Origin of the sequence: Cytobacillus gottheilii (assembly GCF_001636345.1) — a bacterium.
Taxonomy (GTDB): domain Bacteria; phylum Bacillota; class Bacilli; order Bacillales; family Cytobacillaceae; genus Cytobacillus; species Cytobacillus gottheilii.
Genome location: NZ_KV440945.1, coordinates 333,087 through 354,550, shown reverse-complemented (window position 1 = coordinate 354,550; position 21,464 = coordinate 333,087). Strand labels below are relative to the sequence as shown.

21 protein-coding genes are annotated in these 21,464 nt (G+C 40.3%); 11 read left to right on the top strand and 10 right to left on the bottom strand.

Features of this window, described 5'->3' with window-relative positions:
- Nucleotides 1–184 precede the first annotated feature (184 nt).
- Nucleotides 185–943 (top strand): SDR family oxidoreductase, encoded by a 759-nt coding sequence (locus A6754_RS01735; RefSeq protein WP_066442098.1) that lies wholly within the window; start codon nucleotides 185–187, stop codon nucleotides 941–943.
- A gap of 118 nt (nucleotides 944–1,061) precedes the next feature.
- Here the strand turns inward: A6754_RS01735 and A6754_RS01730 are convergent, their stop codons facing one another.
- The 5 genes from A6754_RS01730 to A6754_RS01710 all read right to left on the bottom strand — a co-directional run bounded on the left by A6754_RS01730 (nucleotide 1,062) and on the right by A6754_RS01710 (nucleotide 7,010).
- Nucleotides 1,062–1,892: a MetQ/NlpA family ABC transporter substrate-binding protein gene (locus tag A6754_RS01730; RefSeq protein WP_066442096.1), complete on the bottom strand. Its 831-nt coding sequence runs from the start codon at nucleotides 1,890–1,892 to the stop codon at nucleotides 1,062–1,064.
- A 17-nt stretch (nucleotides 1,893–1,909) separates the two neighbouring features.
- Nucleotides 1,910–2,569: a methionine ABC transporter permease gene (locus A6754_RS01725; protein WP_066442094.1), complete on the bottom strand. Its 660-nt coding sequence runs from the start codon at nucleotides 2,567–2,569 to the stop codon at nucleotides 1,910–1,912.
- A 3-nt stretch (nucleotides 2,570–2,572) separates the two neighbouring features.
- Nucleotides 2,573–3,310 carry a methionine ABC transporter ATP-binding protein gene (locus tag A6754_RS01720; protein WP_066442092.1) on the bottom strand — a complete coding sequence of 246 codons (738 nt, stop codon included), beginning with the start codon at nucleotides 3,308–3,310 and terminating at the stop codon, nucleotides 2,573–2,575.
- A 248-nt stretch (nucleotides 3,311–3,558) separates the two neighbouring features.
- A complete protein-coding gene (locus A6754_RS01715; RefSeq protein WP_066451261.1) occupies nucleotides 3,559–5,058 on the bottom strand; it encodes a malate:quinone oxidoreductase in 1,500 nt (499 codons plus the stop codon).
- 413 nt (nucleotides 5,059–5,471) lie between these two features.
- Nucleotides 5,472–7,010: a histidine kinase N-terminal 7TM domain-containing diguanylate cyclase gene (locus A6754_RS01710; RefSeq protein WP_066442090.1), complete on the bottom strand. Its 1,539-nt coding sequence runs from the start codon at nucleotides 7,008–7,010 to the stop codon at nucleotides 5,472–5,474.
- Nucleotides 7,011–7,203: 193 nt separating this feature from the next.
- Here A6754_RS01710 and A6754_RS01705 point away from each other — a divergent pair, with 193 nt between their 5' ends.
- Both A6754_RS01705 and A6754_RS01700 read left to right on the top strand, forming a co-directional pair.
- Nucleotides 7,204–7,962, top strand: a complete 759-nt coding sequence (locus tag A6754_RS01705) for a hypothetical protein (RefSeq protein ID WP_066442088.1) — start codon at nucleotides 7,204–7,206, stop codon at nucleotides 7,960–7,962.
- A 14-nt stretch (nucleotides 7,963–7,976) separates the two neighbouring features.
- On the top strand, nucleotides 7,977–8,417 hold the full coding sequence (locus A6754_RS01700) for a hypothetical protein (protein WP_066442086.1): 441 nt from the start codon (nucleotides 7,977–7,979) through the stop codon (nucleotides 8,415–8,417).
- 143 nt (nucleotides 8,418–8,560) lie between these two features.
- Here the strand turns inward: A6754_RS01700 and aspA are convergent, their stop codons facing one another.
- Together aspA and A6754_RS01690 are read right to left on the bottom strand one after the other, a co-directional pair.
- The gene (gene aspA / locus A6754_RS01695) at nucleotides 8,561–9,991 is read right to left on the bottom strand and encodes an aspartate ammonia-lyase (RefSeq protein WP_066442084.1); all 1,431 of its coding nucleotides are present in this window, start codon (nucleotides 9,989–9,991) and stop codon (nucleotides 8,561–8,563) included.
- Nucleotides 9,992–10,286: 295 nt separating this feature from the next.
- Nucleotides 10,287–10,712, bottom strand: coding sequence for a MarR family winged helix-turn-helix transcriptional regulator (locus tag A6754_RS01690; protein ID WP_066442082.1), 426 nt, complete (start codon nucleotides 10,710–10,712; stop codon nucleotides 10,287–10,289).
- 122 nt (nucleotides 10,713–10,834) lie between these two features.
- Here A6754_RS01690 and A6754_RS01685 point away from each other — a divergent pair, with 122 nt between their 5' ends.
- A complete protein-coding gene (locus A6754_RS01685) occupies nucleotides 10,835–11,254 on the top strand; it encodes an organic hydroperoxide resistance protein (RefSeq protein WP_066442080.1) in 420 nt (139 codons plus the stop codon).
- 46 nt (nucleotides 11,255–11,300) lie between these two features.
- Here the strand turns inward: A6754_RS01685 and hxlB are convergent, their stop codons facing one another.
- Nucleotides 11,301–11,861, bottom strand: a complete 561-nt coding sequence (gene hxlB / locus A6754_RS01680) for a 6-phospho-3-hexuloisomerase (protein WP_066442078.1) — start codon at nucleotides 11,859–11,861, stop codon at nucleotides 11,301–11,303.
- Nucleotides 11,862–11,867: 6 nt separating this feature from the next.
- On the bottom strand, nucleotides 11,868–12,500 hold the full coding sequence (gene hxlA, locus A6754_RS01675) for a 3-hexulose-6-phosphate synthase (RefSeq protein ID WP_066442077.1): 633 nt from the start codon (nucleotides 12,498–12,500) through the stop codon (nucleotides 11,868–11,870).
- Nucleotides 12,501–12,741: 241 nt separating this feature from the next.
- Here hxlA and A6754_RS01670 point away from each other — a divergent pair, with 241 nt between their 5' ends.
- The 3 genes from A6754_RS01670 to gnd all read left to right on the top strand — a co-directional run bounded on the left by A6754_RS01670 (nucleotide 12,742) and on the right by gnd (nucleotide 15,748).
- Nucleotides 12,742–13,107 carry a winged helix-turn-helix transcriptional regulator gene (locus A6754_RS01670; RefSeq protein WP_066442075.1) on the top strand — a complete coding sequence of 122 codons (366 nt, stop codon included), beginning with the start codon at nucleotides 12,742–12,744 and terminating at the stop codon, nucleotides 13,105–13,107.
- 240 nt (nucleotides 13,108–13,347) lie between these two features.
- Nucleotides 13,348–14,799 (top strand): glucose-6-phosphate dehydrogenase, encoded by a 1,452-nt coding sequence (gene zwf, locus A6754_RS01665; RefSeq protein WP_066442073.1) that lies wholly within the window; start codon nucleotides 13,348–13,350, stop codon nucleotides 14,797–14,799.
- Nucleotides 14,800–14,851: 52 nt separating this feature from the next.
- Nucleotides 14,852–15,748 carry a phosphogluconate dehydrogenase (NAD(+)-dependent, decarboxylating) gene (gene gnd, locus A6754_RS01660; protein WP_066442070.1) on the top strand — a complete coding sequence of 299 codons (897 nt, stop codon included), beginning with the start codon at nucleotides 14,852–14,854 and terminating at the stop codon, nucleotides 15,746–15,748.
- Nucleotides 15,749–15,773: 25 nt separating this feature from the next.
- On the opposite strand, the gene A6754_RS01655 is transcribed toward gnd, so the two are convergent.
- The gene (locus A6754_RS01655) at nucleotides 15,774–16,970 is read right to left on the bottom strand and encodes a class I SAM-dependent rRNA methyltransferase (protein WP_066442069.1); all 1,197 of its coding nucleotides are present in this window, start codon (nucleotides 16,968–16,970) and stop codon (nucleotides 15,774–15,776) included.
- Nucleotides 16,971–17,475: 505 nt separating this feature from the next.
- Here A6754_RS01655 and A6754_RS01650 point away from each other — a divergent pair.
- Genes A6754_RS01650 through A6754_RS01635 form a run of 4 tightly spaced genes read left to right on the top strand, consistent with a single transcriptional unit; the run spans nucleotide 17,476 to nucleotide 21,416 of the window.
- The gene (locus tag A6754_RS01650) at nucleotides 17,476–18,549 is read left to right on the top strand and encodes an iron-siderophore ABC transporter substrate-binding protein (RefSeq protein ID WP_066442067.1); all 1,074 of its coding nucleotides are present in this window, start codon (nucleotides 17,476–17,478) and stop codon (nucleotides 18,547–18,549) included.
- Nucleotides 18,542–19,582 carry a FecCD family ABC transporter permease gene (locus A6754_RS01645; RefSeq protein ID WP_066442066.1) on the top strand — a complete coding sequence of 347 codons (1,041 nt, stop codon included), beginning with the start codon at nucleotides 18,542–18,544 and terminating at the stop codon, nucleotides 19,580–19,582. Before A6754_RS01650 ends, A6754_RS01645 begins: the two co-directional genes overlap by 8 nt.
- Nucleotides 19,579–20,610 (top strand): FecCD family ABC transporter permease, encoded by a 1,032-nt coding sequence (locus tag A6754_RS01640; RefSeq protein WP_066442065.1) that lies wholly within the window; start codon nucleotides 19,579–19,581, stop codon nucleotides 20,608–20,610. The genes A6754_RS01645 and A6754_RS01640 overlap by 4 nt, the downstream gene beginning before the upstream one ends.
- A complete protein-coding gene (locus A6754_RS01635) occupies nucleotides 20,610–21,416 on the top strand; it encodes an ABC transporter ATP-binding protein (protein ID WP_066442064.1) in 807 nt (268 codons plus the stop codon). The genes A6754_RS01640 and A6754_RS01635 overlap by 1 nt, the downstream gene beginning before the upstream one ends.
- Nucleotides 21,417–21,464: the final 48 nt, after the last annotated feature.

Here is a 21,464-nt window from a genome sequence, read left to right as displayed (position 1 = left end):
CTTAATAAACAAATTTTTAAAATCTGTGCACTAACAGCACAATCTCTCTCCACCATCTATTGAAAGCGTTTTATTCTTTATAATATTATTTATTCAACAAGTGTACAATAAAACTCGTTTGAGATTCTTACCATCTATGAATGGATGTGCTCTTGTCACTATGAGTTTAAAGGAGATGTTCACAATGCGATTACAGGACAAAGTAGCGATTATCACGGGTGCAGCATCCGGCATGGGGAAAGCAATTGCCGAATTGTATGCAAAAGAAGGAGCAAAAGTAGTTGTTTCAGATTTAAACTTTGAAGGGGCTAAGGCTGCAGCAGATGAAATTAATAATGCTGGCGGCGAAGCGATTGCCGTTCAAACAAATGTGACGTCTGATTCAGATTTGGAGCAGCTGTTCAACGAAACGAAAAAATCATTTGGGAAGCTTGATATTCTTGTCAATAATGCAGGGATTATGGACGGCATGGAGCCGGTTGGCGAGATTTCCGATGAACGCTGGGACAAAGTCTTCGAGGTCAATACTGTCTCTGTTATGAAAGCTTCTCGTATTGCTATTAATCTCTTTTTAGAACAAGGACATGGAACGATCGTTAATAACATTTCTGCAGGTGGTCTATACGGTGCTCGTGCAGGAGCAGCCTATACGGCTTCAAAGCATGCAGCAGTTGGTTTAACGAAAAACACAGCCTTTATGTATGCAAATAAAAACATTCGCTGCAACGGAATTGCACCAGGAGCAGTCATAACAAATATCAGCTCTTCTATGACAAATGTGAGCGAATATGGCGCAAGCAGGCAGTCACTCGGCATGCCAATCAACCCGCGTGCCGGACAGCCGGAAGAAATTGCCCAAATGGCTCTCTTCCTCGGTTCAGATGAATCAAGCTTCGTCAATGGCCAAGTCATTGCTGTCGATGGCGGCTGGACTGCCTACTAGGATAGCTCTGATCAGCGGACCTGGGATTGTTCTGAAAATTAAAAGGCTGTCCAAACGTCAAATAAATGACTAATTGGACAGCCTTTTTGTGTACTAAACTCTCTTATCGCCTGCTTAATTAAAACGCAGGAATAGCTGTTTCGTCGTAGTTTTCTTCAAGGAATTGCTTTACCTCTGGGCTGGTCATAGCCTCGGCAAGTTTTTGAATCGCTTCTGATTCGGCATTGTCTTTACGTGCCACTAAAGTGATCGCGAAGTCGTTGTCTACTCCTTCGGTCAGCAGGGCATCATTTTTCGGAGTGAGGCCAAGCGGTGCTGCATAAGCAGGTGTCATCACGACTGCATCGGCATCATCATACATTCTCGCCAGCATAAGCAGATCAACTTCTTCAAATTGATAGTTTTTAGGATTTTCTGTGATATCCCCGATTGTATAATAGGGTCCTGTTTTTTCCTTTAGTGTAATAACTTCGTGCTGAGCAAGCAGTGCTAAGGAACGGTCGATGTTCGATACATCATTCGCTATTGCAATCACTGCTCCCTCTGGCAGCTGGCCAATCTCATCGTATTCCTTTGCATACACACCATAGTTAGCAAAGTAAATTGGTGTGACAGGCACTAGTTCAGCATCGTTGCTGCGATTAAATTCCTCCATGTAAGGAACATGCTGAAAGAAGTTTGCATCAACTTCTTCTGCTGCAAGTGCATTATTGGGCTGTACATTATCACCAAGCACAACAACCTCAAGGTTAACTCCTTCTTCTTCAAGCTGCGGTTTAACCAAATCTAAGATTTCCGTCATCGGCGGAATTAACGAAGCTACCTTTAGTGTGACTTCTTCTTGCTCCGGTTTCGTCTCTGTTGCTTGTTCCTTTGTTTCTTCATCTTGACCACTGCAGCCTGTTACAAATAAAAGTACAGCTGCTAATAGAAATAATAGTTTCTTCATGCTGTCATCCTCCAAGTTTATCTTTTATCAATTACTCTGGACACCGTAGTTCCAGTAAATTGAATTAGTTGTACAAGTATAACCATAATGATAATCATATACATCATCAGTTCAGTTTGAAATTGCTGATAGCCATATCTAATGGCGAAATCACCAATCCCTCCTCCTCCAACAACACCCATAATGGTCGAATATGAGATAAAGCTTATGATCGAAGTCGTTAATCCGAGCACAAGTCCTGATCTCGCTTCAATGTATAAGAATTTAAAAATAATTTCTCTGACAGAAGCACCCATAGATACGGCTGCCTCTAATACGCCTTTAGGCACATCCAAAAGCGATTGTTCCACTAGTCGTGAATAATGGGCTATTGCGATAATCGATAACGGTACTGTTGCAGCCGCCGTCCCAATCGCTGTCCCAAGCAGGAGTCTTGTAAACGGGATTAAGAAAACGACTAATAACAAGAATGGAAAAGATCGAATTACATTGACCAAAAGATTCAGGACCGAGAAAACATATCTATTTTCGAGCAATTGACCTTTTCTGCATAAAAAAAGAAAGGTACCTACAGGCAGTCCAATTAGGATGGCTGCCAGTATGGACACACCGACCATAACAAAAGTTTCGCCAATGGACTGCCAAATCTCCGCTTCATACTGCAGCATGATTTGCATATGTTACTCACCGTCCCTTTTAAGCTGCTGAACAAAATATTCGGGCCGATTGTCTATTGCCTGTATTCCTAAAGGTTCAATCGTGACGGTTTCATAGATCTCTCCTTCTGACATAACTGACACCCTGCTGCAGATTTTTTTTACAACGTCCATCTCATGGCTGACGAACACGATTGTTACGCCCAGCTGCTGGTTAATATTGTTCAAAACAGTTAAGATCTCTGCGGTTGTGTTAGGGTCAAGTGAAGATGTCGGCTCATCACAAAGCAAAACCTGCGGATTATTGGCAAGTGCTCTCGCAATAGCCACACGCTGCTTTTGACCTCCGCTTAACTGTGCCGGATATTTTTCTGCCATCTTCTCAAGTCCAACAAACTGCAGGCATTCTAACACGCGCAGACGTATATCACTTTTCCTTGAGCCTGCCAGCTGCAGTGCTACCGCTACGTTATCAAACACTGTTTTGTTGGCGACAAGATGAAAGTGCTGAAAGATCATTCCAATCGACTTGCGGGCGCGCCGAAGTTCTTTGGCACTCAAGCGTGTAAGCGTCTGCCCGTTTACTTCCACATCCCCTGTATCCGGAAGCTCTAATAAATTCATCAGCCGCAGCAATGTAGACTTCCCTGCTCCGCTCGCACCGATCAATCCGTGAATTTCGCCTTTTTCAATTGTTAAATTCACTGATTTGATCGCTTCAAACTGTGAAAAGCTCTTGCTCACATTTTGTAATGTAATCATAAAAAAACCCCCTATCCAGAAAGAACGGGTAATGGCAACGCAATTTATTATAGCTTAATAAAGGATGGATGTCATGGGGAGACCATTCCATTGCCAATCCTTGTTCCTTTTATGTATGTTTAATGAGATGATCGGCTGTTCAAAGAAATGTATGTGAAAATAAAAAATCCGAATTGCTCCTAATTCAGAAAGAATTTGAAGCATTTTTCGGATTTTAAGCAGAGCATTTATTACTAAAAACATAACGATTAGCTGTGAACAGGCTGTTCTTTACTAAGTCCAAGTGTTTCCGCTGTTGAATGCAGCAATTCCTGGAATAGGCGAGGATTCGCCTCTAATGATACTCCATAGGATGGAACCATTTCTTTAATCTTAGGCTCCCATTCATTTATTCGCTGCGGGAAGCACTTTTCTAATACTTCAAGCATGACATGAACGGCTGTTGACGCCCCTGGAGAGGCACCAAGCAAAGCAGCAACCGATCCGTCAGAAGAGCTGACAACCTCTGTCCCGAATTGCAATGTTCCTTTACCTGCAGGTGTATCCTTGATAACCTGTACACGCTGGCCGGCAACAACAATGTCCCAATCCTCTGCTTTAGCATTGGGGATAAATTCCCGCAATTCTTCCATGCGCTTTTCATTAGACAGCAAAACCTGACCAATCAGATACTTGGTTAAAGCCATTTCTTTTACCCCTGCAGCCAGCATCGTCAGCACATTATTCGGCTTTACAGACTTAATTAGATCCAGATTAGAACCAGTTTTCAAAAACTTTGGAGAGAATCCTGCAAACGGTCCAAATAATAGTGATTTTTTATTGTTGATGTATCTCGTATCAAGGTGCGGCACAGACATAGGCGGTGCTCCAACCTTTGCCTTTCCATACACTTTTGCGTGGTGTTGGGCCGCAACTTCTGGATTATTGCACACCATAAATAAACCGCTGACTGGGAATCCCCCGATCTGTTTTGATTCCGGAATACCCGTTTTTTGCAGCAGCGGCAAGCTGCCCCCTCCTCCTCCGATAAAAACAAAGGATGCTGTATGATATTCAATTTTGCCGCCTTCCATATCCTGAACCTTTAACTCCCAAGTGCCGTCACTGCTGCGCTTAATGTTTTCTACACTATGCTTATAATTCACATAAACATTCTGCCTTTTTAAGTGATTAAAAAGAATGCGTGTTAATGCACCAAAGTTAACATCCGTACCAGAATCAATTTTCGTTGCAGCAATCGGTTCTGAGGAAGTTCTTCCCTCCATCATCAGCGGAATCCATTCCTTCAGTTTTTCTGGATCACTCGAGAATTCCATCCCTTGGAATAACGCCGTGGCTGATAACGCTTCCAAACGTTTTTTAAGAAAAGTGACATTTTTTTCGCCTTCTACAAAGCTCATATGAGGAATCGGCATAATAAATTCCTGCGGGTTTTGTATAAGATTGCTTTTGACTAAATAAGACCAAAATTGTCTTGAAAGCTGAAACTGCTCATTGATCTTTACAGCCTTGCTGATATCGATGGTTCCATCCGGACGTTCAGAAGTATAATTAAGCTCACACAAAGCGGAATGGCCTGTGCCTGCATTATTCCATTCGTTCGAACTCTCTTCTCCTGCTTCTGCAAGCTTTTCAAACACTTTTATTTCCCATTCTGGAGCTAATTCCTTCAGTAAAGCACCTAAAGTCGCACTCATGATTCCAGCACCAATTAAAATAACATCTGTTTTTTTCTGTACGCTGCTCATCACAATCATCCTCATCCCCAAATTTGCCAAAACATTCGGTTAAGCCCTTCCATACCCCTTAAGAGCACACCGCACCGTGTCTAAAAAAACAATATCATAATATTATTATAATAATTTATGCAATAAAATATCTAGTATTATCTGATAATTATAAACTATTTATAGCTTGAAAAAAAGGGAAAGGTTTTGGAAATGAAAAGGAAAAATCACTTTATATTGAAAGCGCTCTAATAAAAAGAGGATTAATCCCTTAATTTCCCCTAGTATTAATAGGAATGACTACTAAACCCCATTTAGCTTCCTTTCAAAAGTATTAGGGTATAATAATTTGATTAAGAAAATTCTTCATTATAGTAATCCTCTCTTAGTTATATTCTTGAATCAAAAAAAATAAGACTGGGAGATCCCAAGTCTTATAAATCATCATGATTATACTCTTTTACAGTATTACGCCCTTCCCGCTTCGCTTTGTACAGGGCTTTATCCGCCTTTTGCAGAAGCTGATGTAAGGTTTCTTCTTCGTTTAATTCTGTTTTGGCTATCCCCATACTCACCGTTACATAAATCTTTGTACCTTCAATAATAAGGGGCTTTGATGCCAAAAGCTGCCGAAGCTCTTCAGCTATGATTTTTCCATTTGAACCATTAAGAGCAAAGACAAATTCCTCGCCTCCGTAACGGGCAAATAGCATGTCTTCATTTACTAACGAGTTACATACCTTAACGACATGTCTTAATAGCTGATCTCCTGCATCGTGTCCGTATGTGTCATTTACTTTCTTAAAGTAATCAATATCCATTAGGATAACCGATAGCGGCTGAACCTTTTTCTTTGCTTCCCAGAGCATTTGTTTAGACATCTGGAAAAAGGCTCTGCGGTTATAAATTTGGGTGAGTTCGTCATAGTCAGCTTGATGCTGCAATCTAATCTGTAATCTTTTTAGCTCTGTAATATCCGTGAAAATAATTAATAAACCTTTAGTATTACCAGCCTGCTGCAGCGGTGTTGTGCGAACCTGATAAATATGATCGTCATGATTAACCTCCCGGGAGGCAGCCGTTTCGATTGAAAAAGGAACCTGACCACCTGACAGATCATTCCAAATTTGATGAAATGGCAGACCAAACATCTTTTTATTTAATTTCGGAAACATATTTTTACATGCATGATTAAACTCAACCATTTGTTTCGCTTCATCCAAAACGATTACCCCATCATTAATGCTATGAAAGATCGCATCTTTGGCAATTGGCATAAGGGTAAACATTCGTGATGAACTAATTGACCAAATATATAAGATAGACGTTAGCCATAAAACGATTGGAACTGGATCTAGACCAGGCGGAGTTAATCCAATTAAATAGATGAAAGCCGTTGCCATTGGAACGAATTGACCAAACAATAAGGATATTAATTGGGGGCGATACACTCGTTCTGTTTCTTTCCATCTAGTGAGGACAAGAACGAAAGCAAAAAACATACTTGCAAAGGTATAGATGCCATGAACCACGTACCAAACGCCCATCTCCTGACGCACATACGGAGCACCTAATAATGGGTCGATTTCATAGACACGATAATGGAGATGATGAAAGTCATTTGTTGCTACCATGAACAGACTGATCATCGGGATTGTTAAGAGCGCAATCCATTTTTTGCGTGTTAGTTCAAATCCTAAGTAATTCATGATGAATAACAACCCAACAGGGGCGGAAAGCGGCATGGCTGTGTACTGAATGATGGTCCATAGCTTGATTTGCTCAATATTTGTAGACATTAAGCCAAAAGCTGAGGAAAAACAATATACAGTGATCAAAAAGGTGTATAAGCTAAAAACCTTCCCTATACTTGTATATTTGTGGCGATTAAGGAAGACATTTATAAACAAGTACATATTTAATACACCCGAAGTGCACACAAGGGTGATATACGCTGTTAATTCAGAATTCATAATAGAGTCCCTCTTTTGGAAATTTCCTGCTATTAGCATATACGATAACCGCTGTGCATTTCAATGCTCTTTCTGCGCATTTAGCTTCCTTTAAATGTAAAAGAACCCATTAAAAAGCGGAAAATATACATAGTGGCGCACCCATTGGGCAAACTATCCACTACCAATACAATAGAGCAAAAAGAGGGGCAACATGAACGCACAGCCACGCAGAAGCCTTTTAAAGATTAGCATGTTCGGCATCTCTTATTTAAAAGACCATAATCCTTATATGATTGCATGGTGGTCAGCCGTTTTTCCCGGCTTTGGCCACTATCTGCTTAATCAGTACATACGCGCCACGTTACTGACATTATCAGAGGTTATTATAAATACTTTAGCTCATATAAATGAAGCAATGGTCTATTCTTTTTGCGGAAAATATGAACTAGCCACCTCTATATTGGAACCCACATGGGCATTTGGATACTTGGTAATCTACCTATACACAATAGGAGATAGTTTTCGAATTGCTTTATATCAAAATAAACTTACTCATCTGGCCCTAAAAGAAAACAAAAACATACCATGTCTGGCAGTCACAGCCGCAGAAATTCAATATCTTGAGGAAAAAAGCCCGTTTTTCAGTGCTTTTTATTCTTTTTTCTTTCCGGGATTAGGGCAATTATATAACCATCGATTTGGCCTTGCCTTTTACGCGATGTTCTGGTGGTGGATCTACATCTGGCTTTCAAAGGCACATGAAGCATTATTGACCCTTTTACTCGGACAACTAGAAGCTTCTAATAGCATGCTAAACCCTCATTGGTTCTTATTTATGCCTTCTGTCTTGTTTGGATCTATTTACCAATCTTATTTAGCAACAATGGAACAAAACCAACTATTCCGCTTGGAACAAAGAACTTATCTATCCAAGAGGTATAGCAATTCGAAATTAAGAATCTTCTCATAAGCAGGTGCTTGACCATGTTGATTTTTGGATTATTTGAGCAGTCAATTGAATTAGAACAGGCACTTGCGGAGTTAGAGGAATTCTCAGTTTTAAACGAACAAATCCTTATCGTGTTTATGGATCAAAACAAGCAAGGCAGTAACAAGCAGCATCCTCCTCCTCATGATTTTGAAGTCGGAGTTGCCTGTGCCACTGGAGCTGCCGTTATAGGAGCAAGCCTTGGGTTTACCCTCATGCTTGGGCCTATTCTTTGCGGCATAATTGGCGCATTTACAGGTTTTATCACAGGATTATCCGTCTCCAAACTTCTCAATAAAGCCAAGAATCATAAAACCTTAAAGGAAAGCCGTCAGCAAGTGATCATCGTCATAGAGTCCCCTGAGTCCTTAACTTCACAAATAACGGCCATACTCCGGCGCTACCAGGCACTCTCAATTGGAGTACCAGGTAAATAGCAGGGACATTTCCAGTAATCTTGATAGCAAGAATAGATTGCAAAATAAGGTTTAATCAATTATATCTTCATCTTTTTAGCACGCTGCTCGTTTTACTCCTTATATAAAAAAAGCCAGGAGATCGCTCCCCTGGCCTTTTTATGTCAATCTTTTTCCAATAACGATGCCCCTGCAATGCCAGGGTGTGTCATTTCATATGGGTCTAATATGAGATCAAGTTCTTCTTCTGTAAGTACATCGTATTTCAGGCATAAATCTCTTATGGAGGTACCATTCAGGATCGCTTCTCTCGCAATTCTGGCAGCTACTTCATAGCCAAGATGCGGATTAACAGCGGTGATAATTCCTGCGCTCTTTTCGACATATTCCTTTAATCTTGCTTCATTTGCTTCAATGCCTTTAACACAATACTCCGTAAAACTGGTAAATGCGTTTTTCATGATGCTAATTGACTGCAGAAGATTAAAGATTAAAACTGGCTCCATTACATTCAGTTCAAGCTGCCCTGCTTCAGAAGCAAGAGAGATTGTATGATCATTTCCAATTACCTGAAAAGCCACTTGGTTAATAAGTTCTGGCATAACGGGATTAACTTTTCCTGGCATGATGGATGAACCGGGCTGTCTAGCGGGCAGTGTAATTTCCCCTAAACCTGCTCTTGGGCCTGAAGCCATAAGTCTTAAATCATTGGCAATCTTAGACATATTGGTCATACAGATTTTTAGCGCAGCAGACACTTCTGTGTAGGAATCCGTATTTTGAGTGGCGTCCACCAAGTGTTCAGCACCTTTAAAGGGCATCCCGCTTATATCAGCCAAATATTGTACAACCAGTTCAATATAGCGAGGCAAAGCGTTTAAGCCTGTCCCAACAGCAGTAGCACCCATATTCAATTCATATAAATGCTGTCTTGACTGCTTAATTCGCTTAATATCGCGACCGATTACACGGCTATATGCTTCAAATTCCTGTCCAAGCCGAATAGGTACAGCATCCTGCAGATGTGTTCTGCCCATTTTAATCACATGATTAAACTCTTTTCCTTTTTCAAGAAAAACAGTTTGCATTTTCTCCATCGTTATAATGAGCTGTTCCAGCAGACTTAAAATGGCAATATGCATAGCTGTTGGAAAAGAATCGTTTGTTGATTGGGACATATTCACATGCGTATTCGGGCTGCAATGAAAATAATTTCCTTTCTCTTCTCCAAGAAGTTCAATGGCACGATTGGCAAGAACTTCATTTATGTTCATATTAATAGATGTTCCAGCTCCGCCTTGAATTGGATCCACAATGACCTGCTCATGCCATTGTCCTTCAATCATTTCATCTGCTGCTTGTACAATTGCATTTCCAATGCCGGAATACAACTGTTTAACATCCATATTTGCCATGGCTGCCGCCTTCTTTACCATTGCCATGGCTCTAATTAGTTCAGGATGAATTCTATACCCCGTAATTGGAAAGTTTTCTACTGCCCGAAGCGTTTGTACACCATAATACGCCTCAGCAGGAACTTCCTTTTCCCCTAAAAAATCTTTCTCAATCCGAAAGTTATTCATTGATGCTAGCATAAAAGTCATTCTCCTTTTTATAAACCATCAAGCCTTATTTTCTCTATAATAAATGTTCCATTTTATACTCGTATTCACTATAAAGCGATTAGATTGAAATGGCAACATAATTGACGAAAATCCGCCTGTCACATTCATTTTAATCGATAAGACTTGCTTAAAAGAATAGCTCCCTCAATTGACAGTCTAATATTCAGTCGAGGAAGCTCTATTTTATAGAAGCGAAACAATTCTGTATAAAGTTATTGTAACCTGCTTAACATCGTCCAATTCCTTATAAATAGCAGGTATATTGTCAAGCTTCATCCAACATTTTCATTAAAATACGTTTCAGCTGGATAAACTCTTCTTCATTTAAATTCGTTTGCTCAAGGAATTTCAGCGGGATCTTTTCGGCTTGTGCTTCTGCTTGTTTTCCCTGCTCTGTTAATGTCACTTCTACTACGCGCTCATCTTCCTTTAAGCGTGTTCTTTTAATTAACCCATTCTCCTCCATTCTCTTCAGCATCGGTGTTAAAGTGCCAGAATCAAGATATAGTTTTTCACCTAATGCTTTAACAGAGATTCGATCTGTCTCCCAGAGAACGAGCAAAACTAAATATTGCGGATACGTAATGTTTAACTCCGTTAGTAATGGACGATATAATTTTGTCATTTCCCGTGTTGCTGCATAAAGCGGGAAACAAATTTGATTATCTAATTTTAATATTTCCTTCGTCATTGGTAATCACTCCTGAGTTTATTATATCAAGGAAGGGGAATAATTATATAAGATTTGACTACTGATAATTAAATTGTGTACAATTTAATAGTAAAAAATTAATTCAAAAGGAGTGTTTCATAATGTCAGCATTATATACTGCTTCATCAACAGCTTCAGGCGGCCGTCAAGGTTCCGTTAAATCATCTGATGGTACACTAGATTTGGCTCTTTCCATGCCAAAAGGATTAGGCGGCACAGAAAAAGAGGGAACAACTAACCCTGAACAATTATTCTCTGCTGGCTATTCAGCGTGTTTTGACAGTGCCCTTCAATTAGTTGCAGGACAAGCGAAAAAAAAAATTACATCTGCTGTAACAGCTGAAGTCAGCATTGAAAAACAAGGTGCAGGCTTTGGCTTAAGCGTTAAATTGATTGCTGAAATGGAAGGTGTCACACAAGAAGAAGCTGAAGAGCTTATGGAGAAGGCGCACGCAGTCTGCCCATATTCCCGTGCTATTGAAGGAAATGTGAAAGTAGAAAGGTCTGCTGTTGCAAAATAAGCCCTTAGTATAAACAAAGAAGGCCGCGATGAACGCGGCCTTCTTTCTATTCAAGATTGGCATGCTTGCCATACATTTTGTTAGAATCCAGACCCTTTTTATCCATAAAGCTTAAAATAAGGGCATCATAAAATAACAGCATCGTTTGCTCAAATAAAGATCCCATAGGCTGAATGGTTTTATAGTCCCCTTCAGATTGATCTTTTGTTACGCCAGGCAGTTTCACAACAATATCAGCCAATTCGCCAATTGTTGAGTTAGGCGAAATGGTAATGGCTGCAATGGTACCGCCAATGCTTTTTGCCTTTTCAGCAATTGCTACCAGGGTTTTCGTTTCACCTGAACCAGAACCGATGATCAATAAATCATCTTTTTCTAAATTGGCTGTTACGGTTTCACCTACTATATAAGCATCAATGCCCATATGCATCATTCGCATTACAAAGGATTTACCCATAAATCCAGATCTGCCTGCACCAGCCACAAAAACCTTTTTAGCCTTTAAAATCTGTTCGACCAATGCGTCTGCTTCAGATTCAGAGATCAAATGAACCGTTTGACTTAATTCCTGAACAATTTCTGTTAAGTATTCAGTCGTCGTCTTCATCACTAATTATCCTTGCTGGATTAGCTTTTGCATTTCTTGTGCGACTGCTTTTTTATCATCTTTACCAGTAATGCCTCCGCCAACGATTACAAGATCTGGCTGCTGCTTAATAACATCAGGAAGTGTTTCTAGTTTAATTCCGCCTGCAACAGCTGTTTTCGCATTTTTAACAACACTTTTAATCGTTGCAAGGTCTTCAAACGAGTCTTTGCCAACAGCTTGAAGATCGTAGCCTGTATGGACACAAATATAATCGACACCAAGCTCATCCAGCTCTTTTGCACGTGCAGCAATATCTTTCACAGCAATCATGTCAGCAAGAATTTGCTTGCCTTGTTTCTTTGCTTCTTCTACTGCACCTTTAATTGACTCATCTTCAGCTGCACCAAGAATCGTCACAATATCAGCACCTGCTGCTGATGCTTGACTCACTTCATAGCCAGCTGCGTCCATGATTTTCAAATCAGCAAGAACCGTCATGTTAGGAAATGCTGCTTTTACTTCTTTTACAGCTTTAAGACCTTCATTGATGACAACCGGTGTCCCGATTTCTACAACATCCACATGATCTTGAACTTCTTTAACAACTTCAATTGCTCCTGGAATATCGACTAAATCTAATGCTAGCTGTAATTTCATGAACATTCACTCCTACTGGAATATTTTGATAAGTTTAGTTAAAAACATTTACTCATCAATATACGGCTTAGTATACTGAACATATATCAAAAGAAAAAGTACGCACTTTAAAAGCATATAGTGCTAAAAAGTATACTATTTGATATAACTGGGCTGACGGAGAATCAAAAGCTACGTTATTTCTCCAAAATCACTCAGCTATATATTTTCCTTAACATTTGAAAAAGGAGACGTGAGAACAATGCCAAATTTAGGTGAAAGAACATTTAATTGTGAGAAAGAATTAACACTTGCGATTATTGGTGGCAAGTGGAAAATGCTGATACTTTGGTATCTGGGCAAAGAAGGGACGAAGCGATTTGGAGAGTTAAAGTCCCTTATGCCCGGCATTACCCAGAGAATGCTTGTCAATCAATTGCGTGAATTAGAGGACCATTTAATTGTTCATCGTGAAGTGTATCCGGTTGTCCCTCCTAAAGTGGAGTATTCATTAACAGAACATGGCCAGAGACTCATGCCTATTTTGGAATCCATGTATGAATGGGGCAAAGATTATATTGAAGATGTCCTGGAAAAAGAATCAGAAGAACAATCAGCAACAAAATAAATCTAAGAAGCCTTATCAATGATTAGCATCATTGATAAGGCTTTTTTATAGTTCCTTTTTATTCACTATTGCACTTTTATGTAACTAGATGAAAATAAAGTGCGTACTTTCACCTGCTGACTATACATAATATACTGATTTCGCAAAGCAACAATAAATAGAGATGTAACCTCTCAGAAATATATAAGAGCTGAAACTATGTATCATTTGTTGTCATTTTATCAGAAAGTAGGGCTGTTCATGGATTCTATGACCTTTGTATTATTTGGGGCAACAGGTGATTTAGCAAAAAGAAAAATCTATCCTGCACTGTTCAACTTATTTCTTGATCAGAAATTACCGAAATCCTTTTCAATTATAGGAGTTGGAAGAAATAACTGCACTGACACTGAATTTCAGGCTAAAGTAAAAGATTCGCTTTATACGTTCTCAAGACATCTTTTAAACGACGTTTCTAAAAAAAAGGAATTTGTTAAATTATTTCATTACTGCCAATTAGATGTGACCGACCCGGAAGGCTATCATAAATTGCTGAAATTAGCAGAAAAACATGAAGCAGAACAGCAAATTGCAGAGAATAGAATGTTTTATTTATCAGTTGCTCCACAACTTTTTGATGTCATTGCTCTAAATATTAAGAAAAGCGGCTTAGGTAGCACCAATGGCTGGAAGCGATTAATCATAGAGAAGCCATTTGGTCATGATGTTTCATCTGCACAAGCTCTAAATGAAAAACTAAGCAGAACCTTTGAGGAAGAGGAAATCTTTCGAATCGACCATTATCTCGGAAAACCAATGGTGCAAAACCTGGAGGCTTTCGTGCTTGCCAATCCGCTCTTAAAAGCCATTTGGAACAATCAGTTTATCTCGAATGTCCAAATTACAGCCAGCGAAACGGTAGGAGTTGAAGATCGAGCAGAATATTATGATCATACTGGAGCCATCCGTGATATGGTACAAAACCATTTGCTCCAGCTGCTTATGATGACGGCTATGCGCATTCCTGAGAAAAAGAGTGCTCATGATATCCGAAATGGAAAAAGAGAGGTAATGGAATCAATAAGACCATTAACTAAAGAGGGTGCCAAAGCACAAATAGTAAGAGGACAATATCTCGCAGGTGAAATAAACGGACAGCCGGTTGTTTCCTATAGCGAAGAAACAGGCGTTCAAGCGCAATCCAAAAATGACACTTTTATCGCTGCCCGCGTATGGATCGATCATCCGTACTGGAATGGTGTACCTTTTTATATTCGAACAGGAAAACGAATGCAGGAAAAAACAACAAAGATTGTTGTTGAATTCAGAAATTCCAGTGATCTGGATTCTGTTGAAATAGAAAACATAAAACCAAACCTATTAACGATTAGTATTTTCCCCAATGAAGGCGTTTCGCTGCAGTTAAATAGCAAAAGTCTAATGAGTGGAAAGATTGAGCCGATTAACGTGCATTTTTCTGCCAGTCAGCGCGATTTGCCAGAAGCATACGAACGATTGCTCTATGATGCTCTTAGCGGGGATCCTACCTTCTTTGCTCATTGGGAAGAAGTTGAAAGTTCATGGAAATGGGTTGAGCCGATCCTGGAAGCATTTGAAGAAGATTCCATTCCGCTGCACCATTATCCTTCAGGATCAATGGGACCTGATGCAGCCCAGCAGCTATTAGATGAATTGGGTCATAGATGGTGGTAGATAAAGAGTAAGCAAGCATAGTGGCGAGGGATAATTAAGGAGTATATGTTATATGAAAGTTGGATTAATAGGCTTAGGGAAAATGGGTTTGCATTTAGGAAAAAATTTAATAGATCATAAACATGAGGTCGTTGCCTTTGACCTAAACAGCATGGCTGTCGAAGAACTTGGTCAATATGGTGCCATCGGGTCCGAAAGCCTGAAAGAACTTGTTCAAGCTTTAACTAAACCGCGCATTCTCTGGCTGATGGTGCCTCATCCTGTCGTAGATACTGTTATCCATGAGCTTTTGTCTTACTTAGATGAAGGAGATATTGTCATTGATGCTGGAAATTCTCATTACAAAGAATCCTTAACCCGATACAGCTCGTTAAGAGAACAAGGTATCCATTTTGTTGATGTAGGGACTTCAGGCGGTATAGACGGTGCCCGAAATGGAGCTTGCTATATGATAGGCGGAGACAAAGAAGCCTGGGAAATCATAGAGCCAATATTTAAGGATACAGCAGTAGATAATGGGTATCTTTATACAGGTGAAGCAGGAAGCGGCCATTTCTTAAAAATGGTGCACAATGGCATAGAGTACGGCATGATGGCTGCAATTGGAGAAGGCTTTGAAGTATTGGAGAAAAGCCAATTTGACTATGATTATGAAAAGGTGGCAAAGGTATGGAATCATGGATCCGTCATCCGTTCCTGGCTAATGGAATTAACACAGCAGGCCTTTTCCAAGGACGCTGAACTCGATGAAATTAAAGGCATTATGAACTCGTCTGGTGAAGGAAAATGGACAGTTGAAACAGCCTTGGATTTGCAGGCTGCCACACCAGTCATTGCGCTGTCGCTGCTTATGCGCTATCGCTCACAGGAGACCGATACATTCACAGGTAAAGTTGTTGCCGCACTGCGAAATGAATTCGGGGGCCATGCGGTGGAAAAAAATAATTAAAGCGGGGAAGGGATTCCCCCCTCCCTTACTTTGCGTTTTTAATAAACACAACCTTCAGGTAATCTCCCTCAGGAAATGACTTAATGGTTTTAAAATCCTCAGGCAGTGAATATTCCTCCAAAAGCTGATACTTCTTATTTGATTCTTTATAAGCCTGATCAATAAACCCTTTAAATTTATCCATATTAAAAGAGCTGGCATTCGTTGATGCTACAATGATCCCGCCCTCTTCTGTAATGGAAATTGCTTCTTTTAAAAGATTTTTGTAGTCTTTTTCGGCACTGAATACCATCTTTTTCGATCTTGCAAAGCTAGGAGGATCGAGAATGACCATATCAAATTTCAGCTGCTTTTTCACCGCATATTTAAAGTAGCGGAATACATCTTCTACAATAATATCCTGCGCTTCGTAATCAACTCCATTGATGCTAAACTGTTCGATTGTTTTACTTAAGCTTCTATTAGCTAAATCAACACTTGTTGTTTTTTGAGCATCTCCTAAAGCTGCAAAAACGGAAAAGGCACCTGTATAGGAAAAAGTATTTAAAACAGTCTTTCCTGCAGCATATGCGTCACGGATTCTTTTTCTAACTTCCCTTTGATCTAAAAAGACCCCAACCATTGCACTTTCATTAAGATAAACGGCAAAATGAACTCCATTTTCTTTAACGATAATCGGGAATGTGCCTCTTTCTCCCGTAACAAAATCATCTTCCTCAATATATTTGCCGCTTTCAGCAAATCGTTTCTTTTGATAGATTGCTTTGTACTGTACCAATTCCTGCAATGCCCCGATAATAGATTTCCGAAAGCTATAAATTCCTTTGCTGTACCAATGAATTAGATAGTAGCCATCAAAATACTCAATCGTTAATCCGCCTAATCCATCACCCTCGCCGTTTACTACTCTGAAGGCAGTGGTTTCCTGGTTATTGAAAAATGACTTCCGGCTCTCAATGGCCTTCTTTAGTTGCTTTATAAAAAAGGACTGGTCAATTAGCTCATTCTCATTTCTAGTCAAAACCCAGCCATATCCTTTGTTTTGCTTGCCATAATAGCCTCTTGCAATAAATCTGTTCTTTTCATCTACGAGCTTAAGGATGGTACCTTCTTCTATACCATCATGCAGATTTAGAACAGACTCTTTTGAGATCAGCGGATAGCCGCCTTTAAATTTACTCACAAATTTACTCTTAACAGTTAAAGTGACATCTTTTTTCATCTTGTCATCCTATCAATAGTTTATGGTGTTGCTTAACATCATAATCATATCAGATCTGCAAGATGAAATCATTTTGCCGGGAAATAGATATCTTCAAGATCTGATTTGCTTCTTTCACTTACACTTTTAGAAAATAATATAACTATAACTACAGGGCTTATCTTATGAACATTTTGTTACAAATCCCAATCTGAATTGCTATTTGAGTGGATTTTCTTTAATTTTGATAGGGTAGTGTTTATTTCTTTCTGAAAAAACTGCATTCTATGAAAATTAGGATTGACACATTAACTGATAACGATTATCATTGAAAACGAATCTCATTACCAACTATTTTTCAAGAGTTTTGCAATACACTTCATTTTCCTGATAGCTAAGCATGTTTACATAGATTTATAACCGCTTTCAAATAAATGAAGAAAGTAATCCATTAATACAAAGGTTTAAAATGATTGCAGGCATTTCAAGTACTACTAACTTAATGACGAAAAGGATGAGAAAAAGAATGAAAGCGAACAAAAGATTTATTACCTTCATTATTTTTGCTATGACCCTATTCCTGCTTGCTGCATGTTCTGGCCAGGATTCTGATACAGCTTCAAATGAGAATGAGAGTAACTCAGACTCGTCCGAAGAGACAGCTGCTGCCGAAGAGGAAAACTCTGAATATCCAATAACGATTGAGCATGCTTTTGGTGAAACGGTTATTGAAAGCAAACCTGAACGTGTTGCTACTGTTCAATGGGCAAACCAGGATGTAGCTCTTGCTCTTGGTGTTGTGCCTGTAGGTTTTTCAGCTGCAAACTTTGGTGTTCAGGATGACAGTGGTTTATTGCCTTGGACAGCAGAAAAGCTTGAAGAACTTGGGGAAGAAAACCCGAATGTTTTCCAAGATACAGATGGCCTTGATTTTGAAGCAATTTCTGATTCAGATCCAGATGTCATTTTGGCAGCATACTCAGGCATTACCCAGGAAGACTATGATTTATTAAGTCAAATTGCTCCAGTTGTTGCATATCAAACAGGACCTTGGGCTACAACATGGCGTGAGCAAGTTCTTCTTAGCGCGACTGGTATGGGTATGAAGGAAGAAGGAGAACAGCTGATTGCAGACACGGAGAATTTAATTAAGGAAAAAGCTGCTGAACATCCTGAAATGGAAGGGAAAAAGGTTGTGTGGGTAAACTTCTCAGCTGATGATATGTCCAAACTTCACCTTTACACACCTGCAGATCCTCGTGGAGAATTCTTAATGGAGCTGGGAATGGAGTATCCTGAAAGTATTACAAACGAGATTACAGATCCTTCTAGTTACTCTTTAAGTTTAAGTGCTGAAAATGCTGATTTACTTCATGATGCTGATTTAATTGTTGGCTATGGCGATGATAGTTTATATGAGGCAGTAAAAGCTGATCCTCTATTAGGGAAGATTCCTGCCATTGAAAGAGGTTCTGTAGTATTCATCAATGGTACCTCTCCATTAGGAGCAGCTGGCAACCCGAATCCGCTTGCAATTGACTATACGATTGATGAATATTTAGAGTTAATCGGAGGAGCTATTGAAAAGATAAATGAGTAGTTTAACAGATCAAACTATAAAGCAGAAAAATGCGTATTTACCAAAAAACTTCATAATCGTATTGACTGCTTGTTTGATCCTGCTTGGTGTATGTATAGTCGCCTCTCTGGCGCTTGGCTCTCGTACTGTGAGCTGGAATGAACTGATGGCTGGCTTATTTCACAACGACGTTGACTCCTATGGGGCCAGCGTCGTTCGTCAGAGAATAAGCCGGACCATTTTCAGTTTATTTTGCGGTGCAGCACTTGGTGTTTCCGGAGCGCTTATGCAGGCTGTTACACGTAATCCCATTGCAGATCCAAGCATTTTAGGAGTCAACACAGGTGCATCCCTTTTCGTTATTTGCGGACTCGCATTCTTTAACATTAGTACTGCGGGTGAATATATGTGGCTGGCAATAGCTGGGGCGATGGTCACAGCTGTATTTGTATATGGTATTGGCTCTATGGGGCGTGGGGGTGCCACGCCTCTTAAGCTTGTTTTGGCTGGTGCCGCGACAAGTGCAGCCCTTTCATCCCTTGTCAGTGCTATTATGATTCCACGCTCTTACGTGATGGATCAATTTAGATTTTGGCAAGTAGGAAGTGTTGGCTCTGGGAATTGGGAGTCTATTTCTCTCTTTTTGCCATTTCTCATTACCGGCCTTGTCATTGGAACCCTGGCAGCTTCAGCCTTAAATGCCTTGGCGCTAGGTGATGATGTAGCAACCGGATTAGGCGTGCGTACAGGAACGCTAAGAATTATTGCCGCTTTTGCCGGGGTACTTCTATGTGGTGCAGCAACAGCACTAGCTGGTCCAATAGGCTTTGTTGGATTACTGGCTACGCATGTAATCCGTCTGATGATTGGTCCTGATCTTCGTTTCGTTATTCCAATGGCCGCCCTTTCAGGAGCCATTATATTAACCATTTCTGACGTAGCAGGCAGGCTTATCGGCAGTCCTGGAGAATTGGAAGTTGGAGTTGTAACTGCCTTTATTGGCGCTCCAATCCTGATTATTATAGCCATGAAAGCGAAAGTGCGTTCACTATGAAAAATAATTCTATTGAAATCATCAAACAAGGCAGACGTCTTAGACGCCGCCGCTGGATATTGGTCACTAGCCTCCTCTTTATTCTTGCAATCGCCCTTTGCTGTGCCATGCTTTTACTGGGAAACACGATCTACCCAGTAAACGATGTCATTCGCACTCTTTCCGGCGAACAAATTAAAGGGGTAACATTTGCTGTTAATACCATCCGTCTGCCGCGGATGCTGGCGGGTCTTTTTGCCGGCTTTGCTTTCGGTATAGCAGGATACATCTTTCAAACGATGCTGCGCAATCCACTTGCAAATCCTAATGTTATCGGAATTACATCTGGTTCAAGTGCGGCAGCAGTCTTTTGCATTGTTATACTTCATACCAGTAATACGGTTGTTTCCATTGTCTCTGTGATTGCTGCACTTATAACCGTTATACTCATTTACTTATTATCTAAAGGAAGAACGTTTTCCATCGGCCGTCTTATTTTAGTGGGGATTGGAATCCAGGCAATGCTGGACGCTTTTATTTCATATGTTCTTTTAAAAGGGGATCAGCAGGACATCCCGGCAGCCATCAGATGGCTTAGCGGCAGTCTTAATGGATCACAAATGGATGAACTTCCTCCTCTTGTAATCGCCGTACTGATTTGTACGCCTATTGTTCTTTTATTGGGGAAACATTTAAGTATATTAGAGCTTGGTGAACAAGCTGCAACTACTTTAGGCGTAAGAACAGACCTTGCAAGAATATTATTAATTGTCAGCTCGGTCTGCATGATTGCACTTGCTACTGCAACGACTGGTCCTATTGCCTTTGTTTCATTTCTGGCCGGACCAATTGCGAAAAGAATTGTCGGAATTGGTTTTTCCAGCATCATCCCTGCAGGCCTTGTAGGTGCAAATCTCGTCTTGGCAGCAGATCTGATCGGTCAATTCGCATTTGAAGTCAGATTCCCAGTAGGAATCATAACAGGAATACTCGGAGCGCCATATCTGATCTTCTTGCTCATCCGAATGAATCGAAAGGGAGACTTATGATGATATCACCGCATGTGTTTAAAGCAGAAAAAATCGAAGCTGGCTATGAAAATAAGAAGATTTTACATGAAGTAAGCTTAACCATTCCCAGCAACAAAATAAGTGTTATTATTGGCGCAAACGCCTGCGGGAAATCGACGCTTCTAAAAACATTGGCTCGGCTGATCAAGCCCACTTCCGGCAGCATCACGCTTGATGACAAACCGATCAGTAAGATTCCCGCTAAAGAATTAGCAAGAATTGTTGGACTTCTGCCGCAATCTCCAATTGTGCCTGAGGGAATATCAGTGGCCGATTTGGTTGGCAGAGGCAGGTTTCCTCACCAATCCTTATTTAGCGGCTGGACAAAAAAAGATTATGAAGCGGTCGCAGATGCCATGGATATTATGAATATCACCGAGCTTGCCAATCGCAATATCGATGAACTTTCCGGCGGTCAAAGACAGCGTGTATGGATTGCCATGGCCTTAGCACAGCAAACAGATATTTTATTTCTAGATGAACCAACCACCTTCTTAGATATTACGTATCAGGTTGAAATTCTTGATCTGTTGACAGATCTAAATCGAAAACGCGGAACAACCATTGTGATGGTTCTGCACGATATTAATTTATCGGCCCGTTATGCTGATTATATTTTCGCGATGCACAGCGGAAAGCTGGCAGCGGAGGGGAAACCATCAGACGTAATCACAAGCACCTTAATTAAAGACATTTTTGGTCTTAACTCAACTGTGATTGAAGATCCTGTTTCAGGATCGCCAAATGTAGTGCCTATCGGACGCTATCATGCTGATAGAGTATAAACTTAGAATGGGTTGCAGGAATCTTACTTGAGGAAGATTCCTCAGCCT